Annotated in this window: 14 protein-coding genes and 1 tRNA gene; 5 read left to right on the forward strand and 10 right to left on the reverse strand. The window is 73.0% G+C overall.

Going from position 1 to position 20602, the window contains the following annotated elements:
* Window positions 1-3: 3 nt before the first annotated feature.
* Both KKR01S_RS04810 and tgt read right to left on the reverse strand, forming a co-directional pair.
* Entirely contained in the window at window positions 4-507 is a 504-nt protein-coding gene (locus KKR01S_RS04810) for an SRPBCC family protein (protein WP_058731805.1), read from the reverse strand.
* Window positions 504-1826 carry a tRNA guanosine(34) transglycosylase Tgt gene (gene tgt / locus KKR01S_RS04815; RefSeq protein WP_081047939.1) on the reverse strand — a complete coding sequence of 441 codons (1323 nt, stop codon included), beginning with the start codon at window positions 1824-1826 and terminating at the stop codon, window positions 504-506. Before tgt ends, KKR01S_RS04810 begins: the two co-directional genes overlap by 4 nt.
* Window positions 1827-2123: 297 nt before the next feature.
* Here tgt and KKR01S_RS04820 point away from each other — a divergent pair, with 297 nt between their 5' ends.
* Both KKR01S_RS04820 and KKR01S_RS04825 read left to right on the forward strand, forming a co-directional pair.
* Window positions 2124-2840 (forward strand): helix-turn-helix domain-containing protein, encoded by a 717-nt coding sequence (locus KKR01S_RS04820; RefSeq protein ID WP_061225410.1) that lies wholly within the window; start codon window positions 2124-2126, stop codon window positions 2838-2840.
* Window positions 2837-3571 carry a hypothetical protein gene (locus tag KKR01S_RS04825; protein WP_061225411.1) on the forward strand — a complete coding sequence of 245 codons (735 nt, stop codon included), beginning with the start codon at window positions 2837-2839 and terminating at the stop codon, window positions 3569-3571. The genes KKR01S_RS04820 and KKR01S_RS04825 overlap by 4 nt, the downstream gene beginning before the upstream one ends.
* A gap of 8 nt (window positions 3572-3579) precedes the next feature.
* Here the strand turns inward: KKR01S_RS04825 and KKR01S_RS04830 are convergent, their stop codons facing one another.
* From KKR01S_RS04830 to KKR01S_RS04845, 4 genes are all read right to left on the reverse strand, one after another.
* A complete protein-coding gene (locus KKR01S_RS04830) occupies window positions 3580-4125 on the reverse strand; it encodes an NUDIX hydrolase family protein (protein ID WP_058731748.1) in 546 nt (181 codons plus the stop codon).
* Window positions 4126-4211: 86 nt separating this feature from the next.
* Window positions 4212-5558 (reverse strand): glycoside hydrolase family 76 protein, encoded by a 1347-nt coding sequence (locus KKR01S_RS04835; RefSeq protein WP_244884107.1) that lies wholly within the window; start codon window positions 5556-5558, stop codon window positions 4212-4214.
* A gap of 11 nt (window positions 5559-5569) precedes the next feature.
* Window positions 5570-6556: a pseudouridine synthase gene (locus KKR01S_RS04840; protein ID WP_061225412.1), complete on the reverse strand. Its 987-nt coding sequence runs from the start codon at window positions 6554-6556 to the stop codon at window positions 5570-5572.
* On the reverse strand, window positions 6556-7596 hold the full coding sequence (locus KKR01S_RS04845; RefSeq protein ID WP_061225413.1) for a hypothetical protein: 1041 nt from the start codon (window positions 7594-7596) through the stop codon (window positions 6556-6558). The genes KKR01S_RS04840 and KKR01S_RS04845 overlap by 1 nt, the downstream gene beginning before the upstream one ends.
* 251 nt (window positions 7597-7847) lie before the next feature.
* On the opposite strand from KKR01S_RS04845, the gene KKR01S_RS04850 reads away from it, so the two are divergent.
* Window positions 7848-11012: a DEAD/DEAH box helicase gene (locus KKR01S_RS04850; protein ID WP_244884108.1), complete on the forward strand. Its 3165-nt coding sequence runs from the start codon at window positions 7848-7850 to the stop codon at window positions 11010-11012.
* Between the two features lie 122 nt (window positions 11013-11134).
* Here KKR01S_RS04850 and KKR01S_RS04855 read toward each other — a convergent pair whose 3' ends face one another.
* Window positions 11135-16648 carry an Lhr family ATP-dependent helicase gene (locus KKR01S_RS04855; protein WP_061225414.1) on the reverse strand — a complete coding sequence of 1838 codons (5514 nt, stop codon included), beginning with the start codon at window positions 16646-16648 and terminating at the stop codon, window positions 11135-11137.
* Between the two features lie 151 nt (window positions 16649-16799).
* Between KKR01S_RS04855 and KKR01S_RS04860 the strand changes: the two genes are divergently transcribed.
* Entirely contained in the window at window positions 16800-17402 is a 603-nt protein-coding gene (locus KKR01S_RS04860; protein ID WP_061225415.1) for a malonic semialdehyde reductase, read from the forward strand.
* Between the two features lie 47 nt (window positions 17403-17449).
* Here KKR01S_RS04860 and KKR01S_RS04865 read toward each other — a convergent pair whose 3' ends face one another.
* Window positions 17450-18238, reverse strand: coding sequence for a DUF4232 domain-containing protein (locus tag KKR01S_RS04865; protein WP_061225416.1), 789 nt, complete (start codon window positions 18236-18238; stop codon window positions 17450-17452).
* A gap of 26 nt (window positions 18239-18264) precedes the next feature.
* Window positions 18265-18585, reverse strand: coding sequence for a 2Fe-2S iron-sulfur cluster-binding protein (locus tag KKR01S_RS04870; protein ID WP_061225417.1), 321 nt, complete (start codon window positions 18583-18585; stop codon window positions 18265-18267).
* 287 nt (window positions 18586-18872) lie between these two features.
* On the opposite strand from KKR01S_RS04870, the gene KKR01S_RS04875 reads away from it, so the two are divergent.
* Window positions 18873-20087 carry an NgoMIV family type II restriction endonuclease gene (locus KKR01S_RS04875; RefSeq protein WP_061225418.1) on the forward strand — a complete coding sequence of 405 codons (1215 nt, stop codon included), beginning with the start codon at window positions 18873-18875 and terminating at the stop codon, window positions 20085-20087.
* 153 nt (window positions 20088-20240) lie between these two features.
* Here the strand turns inward: KKR01S_RS04875 and KKR01S_RS04880 are convergent.
* Window positions 20241-20316, reverse strand: a tRNA-Arg gene (locus KKR01S_RS04880).
* Window positions 20317-20602 lie beyond the last annotated feature (286 nt).

The following is a 20602-nucleotide window of genomic DNA, read 5'->3' on the forward strand; positions in this document are numbered from 1 at the left end:
GCCTCAGCCGCGGGGGCGGGCGGTCTCGGCCTGCACCGTGTGGGCCAGGCGCCGCAGGGAGGAGCGCCACGCGGTGGCAACCCCGGGGTGCACCTCCGGGGGCAGGGGCCCCTGGCTGAGCACCACCCGGGTGCCCGGGGCGCCGTCGACCTCCCGCTCCAGGAACTCGATGCGGTGCAGCACCTGCGCGTCGCTGGCCTGCCCGTCCGGGCCGGGCAGGGACTCCCGGTGCTCCAGCAGCTGATCCGGGACCACCGAGACGAACGTGGAGTACAGGGGCACCGCCTGGCCGGGGTTCTCGTGGTGGACCATCGCCAGCCGCAGGATCCCGCCCGGGCGGGCGTCCAGGGAGATGGTGTGCACCGGGACGATCCAGCCCTCGGGGCCGTACCAGGCGGCCAGGCGCAGCGGATCCAGGAACGCCGCGTAGACCTCCCGGCGCGGGGCCCGCACATCCTGGGAGACGGAGACGATCTGGCGGGCCGGGACCGTGGCGAGGATGCTCATGCGCGCCCCTTCCCGGCCGACGCCGCGTCATCGGATGGTGCCGCGCCCGACGCCGGTCCCGGCGTCGTGCGCGCGGCGTAGTACCGGCCCAGGAACTCGTCCCGGTAGGCGAAGTAGTCCCCCGAGGCGATGGTCTGCCGCGCGGTGTCGACCATCCGCACGATGAACCGCTCGTTGTGGATCGACGCCAGGGTCGCGGCCAGGCGCTCCTTGGCCTTGAACAGGTGGTGCAGGTACGCCCGGGTGTAGTGGGTGCAGGTGTAGCAGTCGCAGCCGTCCACGATCGGGGAGAAGTCCGTCTTGAACCGGGCGTTGCTGACGTTGAAGCGCCCATCCGGGGAGTACACCGCGGAGGTGCGGGCCACCCGGGTGGGGGAGACGCAGTCGAAGGTGTCCGCCCCGTTCTCGATGGCCACGAAGATGTCATCCGGCTCGGAGATGCCCAGCAGGTGCCGAGGCTTGGCCTCCGGCAGCTCCTCCGAGCACCACCGCACGATCGTGCCGAGGTTCTCCTTCTCCAGGGCCCCGCCCAGCCCGAAGCCGTTGAAGCCCATCGCGCCCAGGTCCCGGCAGGCCTTCCGGCGCAGGTCCTCGTACTGAGCGCCCTGGATCACCCCGAACAGCGCCTGATAGGGCTTCCCGGCCCGCTGCTCGGTGAGCCGCCGGTGCTCGGCCACGCAGCGCAGCGCCCAGAGGCGGGTCCGCTCCAGTGCCAGCTCCTGGTACCCCCGGGAGTTGTAGAGGGTGGTCAGCTCGTCGAAGGCGAACATGATGTCCGCGCCCAGCTGATGCTGCACCCGCATCGAGACCTCCGGGGTGAAGCGGTGCCGGTCCCCGTTCAGATGCGAGCGGAAGGTCACCCCGTCGTCGTCCACGTAGGCCATGCGCTCCTTGCCCGCGGCGACGTCGTCATCGCCCACCGGGCGCCCATCCGCGCCGACGGCGCCGGTCACGGTGCCCATGTCGATGACCTTCTTGAACCCCGAGCCCAGGGACATCACCTGGAAGCCGCCGGAATCGGTGAAGGTGGGGCCGGGCCAGTTCATGAACGCGCCCAGCCCGCCCGCGGCGTCCAGGACCTCCGGGCCCGGCTGCAGGTACAGGTGGTAGGCGTTGGCCAGCAGCGCCTGCGCCCCCAGCTCGGCCATGGACTCCGGCAGCACCGCCTTGACGGTGGCCTGCGTGCCCACGGGGATGAACGCGGGGGTCGCGATGGATCCGTGCGGGGTGGTGATCACCCCGGTGCGTCCCAGGAACTGCCCGCCGTCGTTGCGCTCGCGGGCGCTGCGGGTGCCGCGGGCGTCGTCGGTCTCGGCCAGGCGGGCGCCGACGGCGAAGCCGAAGGCGGCGGTTCCGGACGGCGGGGCGGTGTTCTCTGCGGGTTCGGCGCCGGGGTTGCTGGCGGCGACGCCGGGGGTGGGACGCTGGGGGCTCTCTGCGGTCGGCACCCGTCCATCCTACGGGGTGGGGTGTCCGGCGCTGCGGGTCCGGGGGGCGCGGGTCAAGGGCGGGGTGCCGGGGGTCTTTCCTCCGACCCCGCATTGCACTAGGGTTCCGGATACGCAGGATTGCACAAGGGTTCCGCCAACAGGGCTTCCGGAAGGGGGTGGGGCGCGATGGCGCAGCGGGAGCAGACGGCGCAGCCTCGGCGCGGCGCGGGGGCACCGGCAGGAGAGGTCGACCGGGAGACCCTCAGCGTGCGGGAGGCCGCCGAGCACCTGGGCGTGAGTCAGCGCCGAGCGCGGACGCTGATCGCCGAAGGCCGGCTGGCCGCGCAGAAGCTCGGCGGGCGGTGGGAGATCAGCAGGAGTGCGGTGCAGAACCGAGTTGCTGACGGCGCCTTCCCGGTGCGGCCGATGTCGCCGAGGTCCTTCGACATGCTGTTGGAGCGCCTGCGCAGCATGGTGGACACGGCTCAGGAAGGACGGCTGCGAGCCGATGCCGTCGAACGGCTTCGTGTGGAGCGTCGGCTGCAGCAGCTGCGATCTGCCGCCGAGCCCGCCCGATTGCTTCGCGCCTGGTCCCGCGGCCTGTGGCCGAAACCGGAGATCCGGTGGGTTGCCCCGGATCCGGACCTGTTGGACCGGCTCCCGTTGACCGGGGTGAGCCACCCCGGTATCCGCATGTCCGTGCCCGGTGAACTGGAAGTGCAGATGCGGAAGATTCCCACCGAATGGTCGAGGGAGCGCATGGCGGAAACCCCGGTGAAGCTGGTGATCCATCGCCGGGACGCTGCTCCTGACCTGATGACCGCTCTGGTGGATCTGGCGCATCGACCCGGCGTCCGTGAGGACCGGAGGGTCGCAGAAGTGGTGCGGAACGGGGCATCATGACCCCGAACATCGTGGTGAACGCGCCGTACCTGGTCGAACGCCAGCGCCGGGGCTGGTCCACGCTCTTCGCCCTGTACCGGGAGATGCCCTCCGGATGGACCGTCATCGGCGGGCAGATGGCCCAGCTGCATGCCTGGGAGCGTGGTGTCGCGCCCGCGCGGACCACGGAAGACATCGATGCCGGTCTGGGCTATCGGGAGGTCCCGGAGATCGGAGTGACCGCCAGCCGGTTTCTGCAGGACGCAGGGTACCGTCCGGTGCTCACCAACCCGGACGGGCCGCAGGTCCGGTGGCGCAGAGACGATACGGAGATCGATCTGCTGATCCCCGTCAATGCCGGCAGATCCAAGCACGATGTCCTCGGCCGGCGCCTGCTGGAGGGGCACGGCATCCAGCAGGCCCTCGACCGGAGCGAAGCGATCACCTTGAGAATGGTGGACGGTGAGGAGGGGATGGTGCTGCGCCCTACGCTGTACAGCAGCCTGGTCGCCAAGTGCGCGGCTCTGTCCAACACCAGCGACAGCGAATGGGACAGGCACGTGGACGACATCCTGTTCCTGGCGCAGATGCTGGATCGGAAAGAAGTGGAGGTCGGGCAGATCCGTCCTCGAGACCGGCAGCACTTCCTGCGAGCGAAGAATCGCCTGGAGAGCCAGCTTCGGGCGGGCTCACTGCACGACCCGGATGCGGTGAGGCGGATCAGCGCCCTCGCAGAAGGCGCCGTCCCTTAGCTTCCGGATCAGCACCGACCCCAGCCCATGTGCGCCAGGGCCCGGTGCACCAGGTCTCCGCCGCCGCCCTCGAACTCGGCCTGCACCTGCGCGTCCATCGCCTCCTCGGGCGTGAACCAGGTCAGTTGCAGCGCGTCCTGACGGGGCTCGCAGTCGCCCTGCACCGGGATCACGTAGCACAGGGCCACGCTGTGCTGGCGCTCATCGGTCAGCCCGGACTGTGAGGGGCTCGGGAAGTACTCCGCGACCGTGAACGGGGTCAGGGAGGCCGGCAGCTGCGGCATCGCCAGCGGCCCCAGGTCCTTCTCCAGGTGGCGCAGCAGGGCCGCGCGGATCGTCTCCCGGTAGTGCACCCGCCCGGAGACGAAGGAGCGCACCATCTCCCCGTCCTCGTTGGGCCGCAGCAGCAGCCCGACCTCCACGACGTTGCCCAACGGGTCCAGGACCACCGGGATCGCCTGGACGTAGACCATCGGCAGCTTCCGACGGGCGGCGGCCAGCTCCTCCTCGGTCAGCCAGCCGGGGACGGGATCCGGGGTGCGCACAGTGCTCATGCCTCGGTTCTATCGCACCGGGAGGGCCCGGGCCACCCCCGTCAGGCCCGGACCGGGAGGTTCGGCTACCCGCTGAACGCCGGATCTCAGCTCAGCCGGGCGGCGGCCTCCAGGATCGTCCAGGCCTGCACCTGCGAGGACAGCTGCACGGGAGCCCCGGCGGGCAGGGTCTGCGACGTCGGCCGGGAGGCGTCCGGGGAGAACACGGCCACCGGCGTGCCCCGCACCTCGGTCACATCCACCCCGTCCTCGTTCAGCGGCAGGTCCGGGTCGAACTCCCGGCGCCCGGCCCACAGCAGCTCCGCGGTGGCCAGCACCAGATCCCGGGCGGTGGCCCGCGCGGTGGAGGCCAACCGGGTGTCCCGGGCCGCCTGGGTGAGGTACCGGGCGAGGATCCCCGCGAACAGCCCCGCATCCCCGGAGCCCCGCGTGTTGAGGATCCGCACCGGGGTGCCCTCCACCTCGAGGCTCGTGGTCATCTTCTCCGCGATCAGACCGATCAGCTCCTCCGCGTGCTCCAGGTCCGCCCCCGGGGTCTCCAGCAGGGCGCCGAGCACCGTGCCCTGGTTGTAGGAGTACAGGTTGCGCTCCACCCGGTGCTCCACGGTGCCGTCCTGCTGCGCCACCAGCTTGATGCCGTCCCAGTAGCCCTGGCCCTCGGCGAACAGCCGCTCGCGCAGCCAGTCCAGCAGCCGCTGGGAGGTCTGGGCCTGCCCCGCGTGGGCCAGGGCGATCGGCGCGGTGGCCGGGGTGTTCTTGAAGTCCAGCTTCTTGGACCAGAACGCGCCCCCGCCGGTCTCGGCCGTGATGGCCCGGCGCAGCTGCGGGTACAGCGTCCGGGCGGCGTCCTGGGCCGGGGCGCTGCCCTCGCCATCGACCTTCCGGCTCAGCGCATCCAGGCGGCGCACGGCCAGGGTCAGCCAGGCCATGTCGTCGAAGAACGAGTTCACGTAGGTGCCGCCGTTGTGCCAGCGGATGCCGCGCAGCAGCCGACGCCCCCGCTGCAGCCACTCGCGGGCCAGCTCGGAGCGGTGCTCGCGGTGCGCGCGCAGCCCGGCGTCGACGATCGCGTCCAGCAGGTGCGTCTGCCACCAGTAGTTCCAGCCCAGCACCTTCGTCTTCAGCTCCTTCGGCGCGGGCGCTGCGGGCTCGCCGATCAGGGTCCCGGGGACCCCCAGCAGGCGGTGGGTGAACAGCTCGAGGACGGAGTGCGCGGCAAGCTCCGCCCGCTGGGAGGCCTCCTCGCGGGCAGAGGCGACGGAGCGCTCGCGGTGCCGGGCCGAGCGCGGGCCCTCCGACGCCGCTGATTCCCCGTCGGCTGCGGGGCCCCTGTGGGGTGCCGGTTCCCTGCCGGTCGCAGTGCGCGCGGCCCGGTCCTGCGGGGCGCCGGCGCTTCGGTTCTGCGGCGCGCGGGGGTCGGAGTTCTCGGCCACGGCGGCCTCCTTCACGGGTCGGGTGCCTCCAGCCTACGGCGGGAGCGCAGGGTCAGGGGCGCGCCGGTCACCGGATGCCGCACCCGCAGCTGACGGGCCAGCAGTGCCAGCGGGACCTCCGGGGTTCCGGCGACGTCGGTCGGTGCGGGTCCGTAGAGGGGGTCGCCGAGGATCGGGCGCCCGAGCCCGGCCAGGTGCACCCGGATCTGGTGGGTGCGTCCGGTCAGCGGCCGCGCCTCGTAGAGCCCGAGGTCGCCGTCGCGGGCGGCGAGCAGGCGCACCTCCGTCACGGAGTTGGCGGCACCGGGAATGCTGAGCACCCGCAGGGAGCCCTCCGGCTTGACCAGCCGGGAGCGCACCCGCAGGGGCGGATCGGGGGCAGCCGGCATCGCCACCGGGTCCTCCGACATGCCCTCCGCCGGCTGGGGCCTGAGCGGAGCCAGCAGCTCGTAGACCTTCTGCGCCTCCCGGGCCTCGAACTGGCGCTGCAGGGGCCCACGGGCCTCCCGGGTCTTGGCCAGCAGCAGCACCCCCGCGGTGAGCCGATCCAGCCGATGCACCGGGGAGATCAGCGCGGCCGCGGGGTCACCGTCGCGTTCCCCTTGGGCCCGCAGCAGGGTGACGACGGTCTGGCGCACGAAGCCGCCGCGTGGGGTCACGGCCAGCCCGTGGGGCTTGTCCACCGCCAGCACGTGCTCGTCCTCGTAGAGCACCGGCAGATCCGTGGGCACCGGAGGCTCGGAGGGTAGCGGACGGAAGACCCACACGTGCCCGCCGGGACGGTAGGAGGCGTCGGCGCCCAGGGGCTCGCCGTCGGGCCCGAAGACGGCCCCGCGGGCGAACAGAGCGGCGGTGTGCTCGACGTCGTGCGGCGGGAACCGGTGCGTGAGGTACGCGGCGACGGTGTCGTGGTGCTCATCGTTGGGCAGCCGGATGCGGGTGGGGGAGACGCCCGCTCGTGGTGGAACCGGGCAGACGGGACGGGATCGGCGGGCCATCACCGGGTACCGCGGGGCCGCAGCCCGGCGTCGTCCAGGGTGGCCCGCAGGATCCCGGGCAGGTCATAGTCGGTGTGCTTGACCTCCGGCAGCTCATGCCGGACGATCCCACGCCATCCGGCCCGGCGGTAGGCGCGGATCCCCTCGGCGGCTGCGGCCTGCGCGGACCACAGCGGTCCGGAGCCGTCGGGGGAGCCGTCGGCCTGCCCGATCCACCAGTGCAGGGGCAGGTGGGCGGCGGCCTCGGGCGGAGGCTGCGGGGTGGCGCGGGTGCCGCCCCCGGCGACCATGATGGCCCCGCCGCGCAGCCAGGCCGGGGCCCGGTGGGCGAGCAGGTCGAAGGTCAGGAACTCGGCGCCCCCGGAGTAGCCCATGACCCAGGTGCGGGCGGGATCGACCGGGAGGCGACGTCGGGCCAGGCGCGCGGCGACCCGCAGCACCCGTCCGTTGGCCCGGGCCCGCACCCACCAGGTGAAGCCCTCCTTGGAGTAGCGGCGGTCCGGGGTGTCCACCGCGATCAGCACCAGGTTGCGGGCGTTGGTGATGGCCCCCAGGCGCAGCATGGTCGCGCCGGTGGGCTGATGCACCCGGGATTGGGCGGGCACCCAGTAGTCCCCGTCCAGGTAGACGACGACGCCGACCGGCCGATCCCAGCGGATGCCCCGGGCGTACACGTGGTAGCGCAGGGTGCGGCCCAGCGGCAGCCGGAAGGCGTGGTGCAGGTAAAGGCCGCGGGTGGGGCGGCGGGGATCGGCTGTGGTCTGCGGCGTGGCGATGCCCGTCGGGCCGGATGCCGGACTGCCCGACGGGCGGTCGCCTGACCCGCTGGAGGCCAGGGTGGCGCCGGTTGGATCGGCCGCGGATGCGTGATCGGCGGGGCTCGTGGGACCGGGTGCGGGCGCGGCGTTGGCCGGTGTGGGGCGCCGTCGGTCGATGTGCCGGGTCAGCGCGGCGCCGACGACGCGGGAGACCGCAGGGGCGAGGCGCTCGCGCAGGACGCGCGCCGTCTCCCGGTGGATGCGCCGCAGCTGGTGGTCCACGTCGGCCCCTTCCGCGCTCGCCGATTCCGGTCGGCATCAGCCTAGCCCGCCCCGTCGGCCCCGGCTCACGGGCGGGATGCGCACGGCTCGCGGACCGGATCGTGCGAGATGCACCGGATCATCCGGCCCACGATGCACGATCCGGTCCGCGCCCGCCGGCCACGGCACCCTCGTTTCCTGACACATGCGGATAGGCTGCGGGAAGATGCCGCCCGTCGATGCGGGAGCCACCTCCGAGGAAAGCGAGGACCATGACCGAGGCGACGCCGACCACCCCCGGCCCTCTGGGACGCATGGAACTGGCCGTGGGTCTGTACGAACGGCTGATCGATCGGGATCTCGACGCCGCTCTCACGGCCGCGCCCCACCTGATACCGGTCCGCGAGCGCATCGATCCCGCTGATCTGCCCCACATCCTGGCTCGTCACCTGGGACGTCAGATCAGCGATGCTCTGCAGCAGCTGCCGGCGGATCAGCGCCGCGAATTCGCCAATCGACTTCTGCGAGTCGTTCCCGATGACACCGGGGGCGCCCAGCTGCCGCCCGAGGCGCAGCTGCTGACCCAGGTCCTCGAGGAGGATGCGCAGCCGCTGCGTCGTCCCGCGACTCCGCTGTCCGACGTCGCCCTGCTCACCAACGCCCCGGCGGATCCTTCGCTGCACGCGGAGCTTCGCACGGAGATGCTGAGCTCCGAACGGGTGGATCTGCTGTGCGCCTTCATCAAGCGCAGCGGAACGCGTCTGCTGCGCGACGGGTTTGAGGACCTGCGACGGCGCGGGGTGCCGCTGCGGGTGCTGACCACTACGTACATCGGTGCGACGGATCGACGGGCCCTGGATGAGCTGGTGCGGGAGTACGGGGCGCAGGTGAAGATCAGCTACAACGCCCGGTCCACCCGGCTGCACGCGAAGGCATGGCTGTTCCACCGCGGGACAGGCTTCCACACCGGGTACGTGGGCAGCTCCAATCTCAGCCGCGATGCCCTGCTGGACGGACTGGAGTGGAATGTCCGCATCTCGCAGACCGCGACCCCGGCCCTGATGGAGAAGTTCTCGGCCACATTCGACACCTACTGGAATGACCCGGCCTTCGAGGACTATGACCCGGACCGGGACGGCGACCGCCTGGACGCGGAGCTGATGCTGGCCTCCGGTCGAGGAAGAGCCGACGGTGCGAGCCCGCGACTGTCCGGTTTGGAAGTCCGACCGTACGATTTCCAGCGGACCATGTTGGAGGAGCTGCGCAGCGAGAGGACGGTCCACGGCCGGCACCGCAATCTGCTGGTCGCTGCCACGGGGACGGGCAAGACCGTCATGGCCGCACTGGATTACCGGGAGCTGTCGGGTGAGGCCCGGCCTCGGCCCACGCTGCTGTTCCTCGCTCACCGGCGCGAGATCCTGGAGCAGGCGCTGAGCACGTACCGGGATGTTCTCGGCGAAGGCGCCTTCGGTGAGTTGATGGTGGATGGCCACCAACCGGTCTTCGGGGAGCACGTCTTCGCCTCGGTGCAGTCGATGGGCCGTCCGGAGCAGCTGCGGCGGTGGAACCCGGACCACTTCGACATCGTCGTGGTGGACGAGTTCCACCATGCGGAGGCCGCCACCTATCGGAGGATCCTCGATCATCTGACGCCCCGAGAGCTGCTGGGGCTCACCGCGACGCCGGAGCGCACCGATGGGGTGAACGTCGCGCAGGAGCACTTCGGCGGGCGCATCGCCAGCCAGATGCGGCTGTGGGATGCGCTGGAGCGGGACCTTCTGGTCCCCTTCCACTACTTCGGGATCTGGGATGACGTGGACCTGTCCCGTCTCTCCTTCCGGCGCGGCGAGTATGAGACCCGACAGCTGGCTTCGGTGCTGGATCACCATGATGCTCGCGCCCGGAAGGTCATCAACGCGGTCCGGGACCAGGTGACGGATCCGCGCAGGATGCGTGCGCTGGGTTTCTGCGTGTCGGTGGAGCACGCCCGCTTCATGGCCCAGTGCTTCCGCCGGGCCGGTCTGCCGGCTGTGGCGCTGTCCGGGACCTCTTCCACCTCCGAGCGCGACGACGGGTTGGCGGCTCTGCGCGCCGGGGAGATCACCTGCATCTTCGCGGTGGATCTGTTCAACGAGGGGCTGGACATCCCGGAGATCGACACGGTGCTGATGCTTCGCCCCACCCAGTCCGCGACGATCTTCCTGCAGCAGCTCGGGCGGGGGCTGCGTCGGGCGCCGGGCAAGTCGGTGCTCACGGTGCTGGATTTCGTGGGCCATCAATCGGCGCAGTTCCGCTTCGACCTGAAGCTGCGGGCGCTGACCGGGCTGTCCCGCAGCCGCCTCGTGGCAGGCATCGAGCAGGGCTTCCCGTTCCTGCCGTCCGGCAGCCAGATCATCCTGGATCGGGTGGCGCAGCAGGAGGTCCTGGCCAACGTCAGGTCGCAGCTGTCCCTGAGCACCCGCGAGCTCGTCGCCGATATCCGCCAGCACACCGATCAGACCGGTGCGGAGAGCTCCCTGCGGGCCTATCTGGAGGGATCGGGACGGACGCTGGCCGATATCTACGGCGCTTCCAGCCGCAGCATGCGCGGGGAGCAGCGACCCGCCTGCTGGTCTGCGCTGGAGGTGTGGGCTCGGCCGGATGACGCTCTCCCACCGCTGTCCGCAGAATACGATCTGCTCCGGAGGATCCGGGGGCTGACGCATGTGGATGACCCGGAGCGGATCCGCGCCTACAGACGCCTGCTGGACCCCGCTCTGGATCCCCGGGTGCGGGCGGAGGATCCCTTCGCGCCGATGCTGTACTTCTCCTTCTGGCCTCAGGGCGCCCCGGAGGGCATGACTGAGGCGCTGCAGCGGCTGGCGAGATCCGTCCACGTGAGGCGTGAGCTGCTCCAGCTGCTGGACGTGTGCGAGACCGAGACGCGCGCGCTGCCGGAGAGGCTCAACGGGCCGCTGGAGAGCAGTCCGCTGCGCAGCCATGCCCGATATTCGAGGGATGAGCTCGCCGCCGCGCTGGGATTGGGCACGCGGACGAAGGGGACCCCGGGGTCACTGGTCTCCGGAGTCCGATGGTTTCCCGAGGCGCGGGTGGACCTGCTGCTGGTGACCCTGCGCAAATCGGAGGCGCAGTTCTCCCCGAGCACCCTCTATAGGGACTATGCGGTGGATGAGTCGCTGTTCCACTGGGAGTCCCAGAGCTCCACCGCCGCGGGCAGTCCCACCGGACTCAGGTATCGGACGCATGAGCAGAGAGGGTCCCAGGTGCTGCTGTGCGTGCGGGAGGCCACCGCCGGGGATATCGGCACGGAGCCGTTCACCTGCCTGGGGACGGTGCGGTATCGGGAGCATCAGGGGGAGAAGCCCATGCGGATTCTGTGGGAGCTGGACCGTCCGATGCCCCCGGAGCTCTTGGCCCACGCCCGGGCCGTCGCCTGAGATGGGACGTGGACCGGATCGTGCATCGGGGGCCGGATCATCCGGTCCGGGGAGCACGATCCGGTCCGCGGGCGGGGTGGGCACACGATCCGGTCCGGGAGTGGCGGATCGGCCCCGCCGTCTCACCGCCGGATCCGCAGGCCCTTCGGTGTCGAGTCGAAGCCCGCGGCCATCAGGGCCTCGCGCAGCGCGGTGATGGGGTCGGGGGAGCCGTCCTCGGCCGGGGCGCCGCGCTCCAGCACGGAGACGCCGTTGACCTTCTCCACCACCAGCTTCTGCGCGGCCCCGGCCCGCACGGCGTCGGCCACCGCGGGTGCGGCCAGCTCCAGGTCGAGTACGCGAGTGGTGAAGGCCAGCAGGGTCTTGCCGCCGCGCTCCACGTACAGCACCGGGCGGCCGTCCACCAGCACCACCAGGGCCCCGGCCTTCCGGCCCGGGCGCGCCTGGGACGTCTTCGCCCCCGCCGACGCCGCGCCGTCCGGCCCCGAGACCGCGCCGTCCCGCCCCGACGCCGCGCCGCCCCCGGCAAAGGCGCCCTCAGGACCCGACCCCCGGCTCCCGCCGCTCACCCCGCGCAGCAGCGACTCCCCGGGGATCGGATCCGGCCAGGACAGCGCCGCACCGTACGGCTGGGCGGGATCCGTGGCGGCCAGCACCAGCACCTGCGGAGTGCGCTCGGAGGCGCCGGAGGCCTCCAGCTGCTCGTCGATCTCCGCCGCGCGCAGCAGATCCACGGTGGCCGGGGCGGCGAACTGCGCGCCGCCCAGCCCCTCGATGAAGTAGCCGCGGCGGGCCTCGCCCTGATCCTCCTGGGCCGTGAGGATCTGGTACACCGCCGCGAAGCCGCCCGGGGAATCCTCCTGCTGCACCGCGCCTCGGGTCAGCACCCCGTACCGGTCCAGCATCAGCTGCGCCAGGGCGACGGCGCGCACCGTCGGCTCCAGGGGCTCCTCGGACAGGTACGAGCTCACCCGGGACCACCGCCCGGACAGCTCCCGCTCCCGCTGCGGACTCAGCGCGGACATCTCAGCCGCGCCGCCGCCGGGACCACCGCCAGCCACGCCGAGACCCCAGCCGCCGACGCCGCCGTCGGACCCGGCACCTGACCCGTCGGCCCCCAGCCCATCAGAACCCAGCCCACCGGAGCTGAGACCGGCACCGGCCCGACCGGGAGCCGCCAGCCCCGCATACCGCCCAGGACGCGCCCCCTGTGCCCGCGAGATCCGCCCGGCCCCGCGTCGACCCAGGGACCGGGAGCGGGCCGAGCCCCGGGGTCGGGCGTGCGCCGTCTTTCCGCCATCGAGGAAAGCTCGCAGCGCGGCCATCCCGTCGTTGGTCACCAGCCCGGCCCACACCAGCTCCCACAGCCCATCCCCGGCGGTCCCGAGGGACAGCCCCGCGCGGGCGGCGATGCGCGGCAGGAAATCTGCGCCCTCGCCCATCGCCGCGTACACGGTGCGGGCATCGGCGCTCAGCCGATCCAGCGGGATCGCGGGCCGCTCCGGCACGGTCAGATCCGCGGATTCGGCCAGGTGCAGACTCACCCAGCCGTCCTGCCCGGGCACGGTCCCGGCCCCGGTCCACAGCACCTGCCCCGAGGCCAGCAGCTCATCCAGCATCCGCGGGGCGTAGCCGCGCACCCGGGCCGGCAGCACCAGGGTCTCCAGGGCGGAGGCGGGCACCGCGGTCCCGGCCAGCTGGTCGATCACCGTGAGCAGCCCGTCCTCATCCGCGACCCGCGGATCCTGCTCGGCACCCCGAGCCCACACGTGCTGCCAGGCGGGCAGGAAGCGGGCGTAGGTCGCGGCGTCCACCGGCTCGATCTGCGCGCGCAGTGCGGCCAGGGAGCGGCGTCGCAGCGTGCGCAGCACCCCGGCGTCGCACCATTCCTCGCCCGGATCCCGCGGGTCCAGGCCGCGGGCCGACAGCAGCTCGGCGGGCAGGAAGCGCCCGGTCGCCACCCGCCGGTCCGCGGCCAGGCGCCGCAGCACCGTCTCGACGACGGCCCGCCCCAGCCCCAGGGCCGCCGCGGCCTGCCCGGTGGTGAAGGGGCCGTGGGTGCGGGCGTACCGGGAGACCAGATCCCCCAGCGGGTCCGTGACCGGTTCGATGAAGGCCGCCGGCACCCCCATCGGCAGGGGCACCCCCAGCCCGTCGCGCAGGCGGGCGGCGTCCTCCACGGCCGCGATCCGCTCGATCCCGCCGGTGCGCACCCGGAAGGCCCGGTGGGCCCGCACCAGCCGATCCGCCCACTCCGCGACGACGCCGAGGTCGGCCGTCTCGTTCTCCGCGGCGTCGTCCGCGCCCGCAGCGTCCTCCGCGGCACCGTCCGCGCCCAGACCGCGGCCCGACGCCGAGCCGGGTCCCGCGGCGACGGCCCCCGCGGCCTCCTCCGGGCGCAGCCGGGCCGCGGCCTCCTCGGGGCTGAGCGGGCCCAACAGGCGCAGCAGGTCCGCCAATCCCTCCGCCCCGCGCAGGCGCCGGTCCGGGGCCAGGCGCTGCAGCTGGGCCTCGGTGCGCTCGATGATCTGCGCGTCCAGCAGCTCCCGCAGCTCCTCCTGCCCCAGCAGCTGGGCCAGCAGGGAGGGGTCCAGGGACAGGGCCGCGGCCCGCCGCTCGGCCAGGGGCGCGTCCGTGTTGTAGAGGAACTGCCCGACGTACCCGAACAGCAGGGTCTTGGCGAAGGGGGAGGGCTCCGGGGTCTCCAGCTCCCGGACCGTGATCCGCCGGGCCGCGATGTGCTCGTGCAGCCGGCGCAGGGCGGGCAGGTCATAGACGTCCTGGAGGCATTCGCGCACGGTCTCCAGGATGATCGGGAAGTCCGGGTGCTTCCGGGCGACGTCCAGCAGCTGCGCGGAGCGCTGCCGCTGCTGCCACAGGGGGGTGCGCCGCCCCGGGTCCCGGCGGGGCAGCAGCAGGGCCCGCGCGGCGCACTCGCGGAAGCGGGCGGCGAACAGCGCGGAGGAGCCCACCTGCTCGGTCACGATCCGCTCGATCTCCTCCGCGTCGAAGGCGAACAGCTCCGCCCCCGGCGGGGTGTCCTCCATCGCGGGGATGCGCAGCACGATGCCGTCGTCGGCGGCCATCGCGGAGCCGTCCAGGCCCCAGCGCTGCTCGATGCGCGCCCCCACGGCCAGGGCCCACGGCCCGTGCACGGGCATCCCGTAGGGCGAGTGCAGGATCACCCGCCAGTCCCCGAGCTCGTCCCGGAACCGCTCCACCACCAGGGTCTTCTCGCTGGGCACCTGCCCCGTCGCCTCGGTCTGCTCCCGCACGTAGGCCAGGAGGTTGTCCGCCGCCCACTCGTCCAGCCCGGCCTCGCGCAGGCGCGTGCGGGCGGCGTCGTCCTGCCCCGTCTCCAGGCGGGAGGCCAGCTCTCGGGTGAATCCGCCCACGGCCTCGCCGAGGTCCACCGGGCGCCCGGGCCCGTCTCCGTGCCAGAACGGCAGCTTGCCGACCTGCCCCGGGGCGGGGGTGACGCTGACCCGGTCGTGCGTGATCTCCTCGATCCGCCAGCTCGTGGCCCCCAGGGCGATGACGTCCCCGGCGCGGGACTCATAGACCATCTCCTCGTCCAGCTCGCCCACCCGCTTGGGCCCGGTCTGCTCGTCCCCGCCGACGATGAACACCGGGTACAGGCCGCGGTCCGGGATGGTGCCGCCGGAGGTCACCGCGATCCGCTGGGCCCCGGGGCGCGGTTCCAGGACCCCGCCGTCGCGATCCCAGATCAGGCGCGGACGCAGCTCGGCGAACTCATCCGAGGGGTACTTCCCGGCCAGCAGGTCCAGTACGGCGTCGAAGGCGGAGCGGGGCAGAGCCGCGAAGGGCGCGGTGCGCCGCAGCGCCTCGAACCAGGCCTCGACGTCGATGGGCCCCAGCGCCGCGGCGGCCACCGTCTGCTGGGCGAGCACGTCCAGGGGGTTGGCGGGCACATGCAGCTTCTCGATGGCCCCGGCGCGCATCCGCTCCACGGTCACGGCGGCGTCGCGCAGGTCCCCGCGGTGCTTGGGGTAGAGCACGGCCCGGGAGGTCTCGCCCACCTGGTGCCCGGCCCGGCCCACCCGCTGCAGCCCGGAGGCCACGCTCGGCGGGGACTCCACCTGGATCACCAGGTCCACCGCGCCCATGTCGATGCCCAGCTCCAGGGAGGAGGTCGCGACGACGCAGCGCAGCGCCCCGGTCTTCAGGGCGTCCTCGATCAGCGCGCGCTGGTCCTTGGACACGGAGCCGTGGTGGGCGCGGGCCAGCTCGGGCGCCGCGGTGCCGCTGGTCAGGTGGTTCACGGCCGGCGGCGCGTAGGGCATCTCGGCTGCGGCATCGGCATCGGGTACGGGCCCGCCCGACGCCGCGGCCGAAACTGTGCCCGACGCCCCGCCCGACGACGCGGCGGCGCGGGCCTCCCCGGCGCCCATCCGCTGCTCCCGGATCCCGGCCCCGGCCGATCCGCGTCGGCCGGGGGTCTGCTCCGGGTCCAGCAGCCCGCGCTGGACCTGCCGGAAGGCGTGGACCTCGTTCAGCCGCGAGGTCAGGCGCTCGGCCAGGCCGCGGGAGTTGGCGAAGACGATGGTGGAGCGGTGCGCCTCCACGAGGTCCACGATCCGCTCCTCCACGTGCGGCCAGATGGAGGCGACCACCTCGTGCACCGGCTCCGGCGGCAGGGGCTTCGGAGCGGCGTCGTCGTGCGGCGGCCCGGCCAGCGGGGAGGCGAGGTCCAGGCCGAGGGCGTCCTCCAGTGTCGCGGTGCCGCTGGCGGCGGAGCCCCGGTCGATGCCGGTGCGCACGCGCGGCTGCTCCCGCGGCACCGGCACCGTCAGGTTGGACATGTCCGGCACGGGCACGGAGACGGTGAGGTCCCAGGTCTTGGCGGCCTCGGGGCGCACCACGGTGACGGGGGTCGTGCCGCCGAGGAAGCGGGCGACCGTCTCCACGGGCTCCACGGTGGCGGACAGGCCGATCCGCTGGGCGGGGTGGGGCAGGATCTGGTTCAGGCGCTCCAGGGTCACGGCCAGGTGGGCGCCGCGCTTGGTCCCGGCCACCGCGTGCACCTCGTCCACGATCACGGTGTGCACCAGGGTGAGGCTGGACCGCGCCTTCGAGGTGAGCATGAGATAGAGGGATTCCGGGGTGGTGATGAGGATGTCCGGCGGGTTCGACAGCAGGGCCCGACGCTCGGCGGCGGGGGTGTCCCCGGAGCGCACCCCCACCGAGATCTCCCGCGGCTCGGTGCCCTGGAAGCGCGCGGTCTGGGTGATGCCGACCAGCGGGGCGCGCAGGTTGCGCTCCACGTCCACCCCGAGGGCCTTCAGGGGCGAGATGTAGAGGACCTGGGTGGCGTTCGTCCGGCGCTTCCCGGTGCGCCCGGCATCCCCGCCGTGACGTGCGGGCGTCGCGGCTTCGGCGTCGTCCGCGCCCCCGCCCGAGGCGCCGCCCCCGCCCAGCAGCAGCCGATCCAGGGCCCAGAGGAAGGCCGCGAGGGTCTTGCCGGAGCCAGTGGGGGCGACGACGAGCGCGTGCCGACCCTGCGCGATGGCCTCCCAGGCGCCCTCCTGCGCGGCGGTGGGCGCCCCGAAGGCCCCGGCGAACCAGTCGCGGGTCGCGGGCGTGAAGCGGTCCAGGGCGTGCGGCATGGTCCCCATTGTGCCGCCCCCGACTGACAGGCCGAACGGCCATGCTGTCTGAGCAACCCCGTCGCACCCCGGAATAGCCCGGCGAAGCATAAGGTTTACACGTGAAGTGAATCCGGTGCGCGGTGATCGCCGCGCCGCCCCCCCAGCCTCAGGAGCCCCCATGACCGATGTCGCCGCCGTCGCCCAGCTGTCCGAGGAGGACCTGCACCGTCTGTTCGAGGCCCGCACCGTCAGCGCCTTCGAGGACGCCGAGGTCACCGAAGACCAGCGTCGGGCCATCTATGAGCTGACGAAGATGGGTCCCACCGCCTTCAACTCCCAGCCCCTGCGCATCGTCTGGGTGTCTCAGGGTGAGGCCCGCGACCGTCTGGTCTCCCACATGATGCCCGGCAACCAGCCCAAGACCGCGGCCGCGCCGATGACCGCGATCCTCGCCGTGGACGAGACCTGGCACCACAAATTCGATCGCTTCCTGCCGGCCCGCCCCCAGATGGGGCAGATGTACCGGGAGGATGAGGAGCTGGCGCAGGAGACCGGACGCTCCAACGCCTTCATACAGGTCGGGTACTTCGTGATGGCCGTGCGGGCCGTCGGCCTGGCCGCGGGTCCCATGACTGGGTTCGATGCCGCCGGTCTGGACGCGGATCTGCTCGCGGGTACCGGGCTGAAGTCGCTGGTGGTCGTCAACATCGGCCGCGGCAAGGACCCTGAGTACGGCAGGGGACCCCGGTACTCCTATGACGATGCCACGCTGACCCTGTGACCCTGTGACCCTGTGACCCTGTGACCCGCGGGTGCCGCGCGCCGCGCTCAGCCGCGGGCGTCGATGGGCCCGATGGACAGCTGCTGGACCTGCGCATCGGCGCAGGCCGGCAGGGACAGGGCGACGTCGAGGCTGCCTTCCGAGTCCGGGGCGTGCACCCGCAGCCCGGCGGCGCTGGTGCGGGAGCACTGCTGCCCGTACAGCTCCGGCTGGGTGCTGCGCAGGATCGCCTGCGCGCTGCGGCCCGGTCGCAGGCGCGTGGCCTCCCCGGTCTGCTCGCTGGCCGGGATCGCCGGCGCGCCCAGCATCGCCCCGGAGTCGTCGATGAAGGAGACCTCGGGGTATCCGGACAGCGTGCAGTCCCGGTCGGAGCTGTTGGTGAAGCGCACGGCGTAGGTCGCGGATCCGGCGGCCCCGCCGGTGGAGCTGACCTGCACGTTCAGGTCCCCGGTGGCGCACCGGCCGGAGGCTTCGGCGGTCTCCGGGGCGGCGGAGACGCTCGGCGCGGGGGCCGCGCTCAGGTGGGCGGACGCCGTCGGAGAGGCCGCCGGGGCGGGGGTCGCGCTCGCCGTCGGGGCGGACGGGGCCGCCGTCGGGGCCTGCGCGGCGGTGGTGGGGGACCCGCTCGATGACGGGGCGGCGGCCTGGGAACCGGATCCGGTGGGGGCCGCCGCGACGGTGCCGGTGGGGTGCGCGGAGGCCGTCGGTGCGGAGGCGGCGGCGGAGGATCCGGCGGAGCCGCCCGTCGCGTCCTCGGCCGAGCAGCCGCCGAGCAGCAGGCCCGCCGCGATCAGGGCGACGGCCGCGCGCCGCCGGGAGGTGAAGGGTGCGTTCATGCGGGGGAGGGGTCGGGGACGGGGGATCACATACCCGGTTTCAGGGTCACGGTCGCCCCGTCCAGGCCCTCGTGGTATTCGGTCTGGCAGGACAGCCGGGAGTACTCGGTGGCGACGTCGTCGATCATCTCCAGCAGGTCCTCCTCCTCCTCGGTGCGCTCCCCGCCGGCCGGGTAGTGCTGCGGGTCCAGGAAAGCGTGGCAGGTGGCGCAGGAGGCGTTGCCGCCGCAGGTGGCCAGCACCGGGTACTGGTTCTTGTGCAGGCACTCCAGGAGGGTCTGGTTCTCGGTCCACTCGACGTCGCGGGCCTCGCCGGCTTCGTCCACCACGGTGATGTTGATGCTCACTTGCTCTCCAGGGTCGATGCGTTCAGGCCGCGCCCGGTGCGCGTCGGTGCCTCGGGCGGGGCAGTCCGCGACGTCGGGCGTGCGGCCCGGGCCTTCCGGGCCAGTGTAGTGCGGGCCCGCGTCGCCGGAGAATCGGCTGGGTCACGGGAGAGGGCTGCCCGAGCCCGAGCGGCAGCCGGGGCTGTCTCCGGCTGAGGGCTGTGCGCCGGTACTCCGTCGGGGCACCGGGTACTGTGTGCATGGCCCCGGGAGAACACCGGGAGCCGACGGTAAGAGGAGGAGCCACCATGGCCGGCAGGCGCCGCAGGTCCACCGAGCAGACCGAGGGGCAGGAGCAGTTCCTGTTCTCCCTGGACCTCGCCGAGTTCGCCGAACCCGCCGGCGGGAACGCCGACGCACAGACCGCCGTCCAACAGCCCTCGGCCCCGCAGCGGCCGGCCGACGTCGCCCCTTCCGTGATGCCCGCGCAGGCCCCTGGTTCGGGCGTTTCGGGTCCGGAGACTTCGGGTCCGGAGGCCCCGCGCCCGGCCGACGTCGTCGGAACGGCAGCGGAGGCCGAACCCCACGAGGAGGCCATGACCCGCGCGGAGCGGGCCGCCTCTCGACGTCAGGGCCCCGAGTATCTGCTGGATAGGGCCCGGCGGGTCTTCCACCGCGCCCTGATCGACGAGCGGGTCCTGGTGACCCGTCCGGGCTCCGGGGTGCCCTCCAACGCGGACACCGGCTCGGGCTCGAGCCTGCGCTACGCCCGGGCGATCGCGGAGGGCATCGGGGCGGTGGAGGCCCACCCACGCTCCCCGGGGCATTCCGCGGGCCGCAGCTTCGAGCGGGCCGTGGCCGCGTACCTGCAGGCGGTGCTGCAGGCCCTGGACGGGATCCGGCCCGGGGAGTGGACGGTGCGCCGGCTGGGCGATCGCGGGGCCGATGGCACCATCCGGGACGCCTCGGAGATCTTCGAGCAGTACGAGCACCTGGCCGCGCTGCGCGAGATCGTGGAGGGCAGCCGGGACCTGCGGGCCGTCCTGGGGGCGGAGGCGGAGCTGCTGGCCCCCGACGTCGTCGTGATGCGCTCGCCGCTGTCCGATCGGGACCTCAACGCCGTGACCCGCCTGGTGGATCCGCTGGGCCCATTGGCCTCGGCCAGCCCCCTGCGCTCCGCGGTGCAGCCCAAGCCGCTGCTGCACGCGGTGGTCTCCTGCCGGTGGACGCTGCGCAGCGATCGGGCCCAGCAGGCCAAGGCGGAGGCGCAGCAGCTGATCCGCAACCGCCGCGGCCGGGCCCCGCACCTGGTGATGGTCACGGGCGAGCCGATGCCCTCGCGCCTGGCGGCTGTCGCCCTGGGCACGGGGGAGCTGGACTGCGTCTACCACTTCGCGCTGCACGAGCTGATGGACGCCATCGACCCCGCGGTGGATCCGGCCGGTGCGGAGCTGATGCACACGATGGTGCAGGGCCGCCGCCTGCGCGACATCTCCGACCTGCCCCTGGACCTGGCGATCTGAGCGCCCGACGTCGTCCGCCCGTCTCTGACCCGCCCTCGCCCAGAACGTGCGGTCTCGCGCCGTCGTGAGGGCCCCGCGCGGAGTGGACTGCGGCGGAATCCGCCCCGGAACGCGAAGAAGCCCCGTCACCAGGTGGTGACGGGGCTTCCGATGTGGTGCGCCCGAAGGGATTCGAACCCCCAACCTTCTGATCCGTAGTCAGATGCTCTATCCGTTGAGCTACAGGCGCCTGGTCCGCGATCACGAGCGCCGAAGCGCTCGCTCGAACCAGATACCAGCGTACACGCGCCCCCGGGTTCGCGCCAATCGCCGGGCTGTGACCTCGGTTGCAGAGCGCGATCAGAGTGCGAGCAGCTCCCACGCAGACCACCCGGGGAACCGGCCCGCTCCCACTCGCACCCCCGCGCCGGTCGTCAGGCTGACCCCGCGTGCAGAGCGTGAGAGGCCCGCACGTCCAGTGGCGTCAGGACCCACCCAGAGCCTCGACGTCGTCGCCGTGTCACGTGTGCCGCAGC

The sequence above is a fragment of the Rothia kristinae NBRC 15354 genome (assembly GCF_001570865.1).
Classification (GTDB): domain Bacteria; phylum Actinomycetota; class Actinomycetes; order Actinomycetales; family Micrococcaceae; genus Rothia; species Rothia kristinae.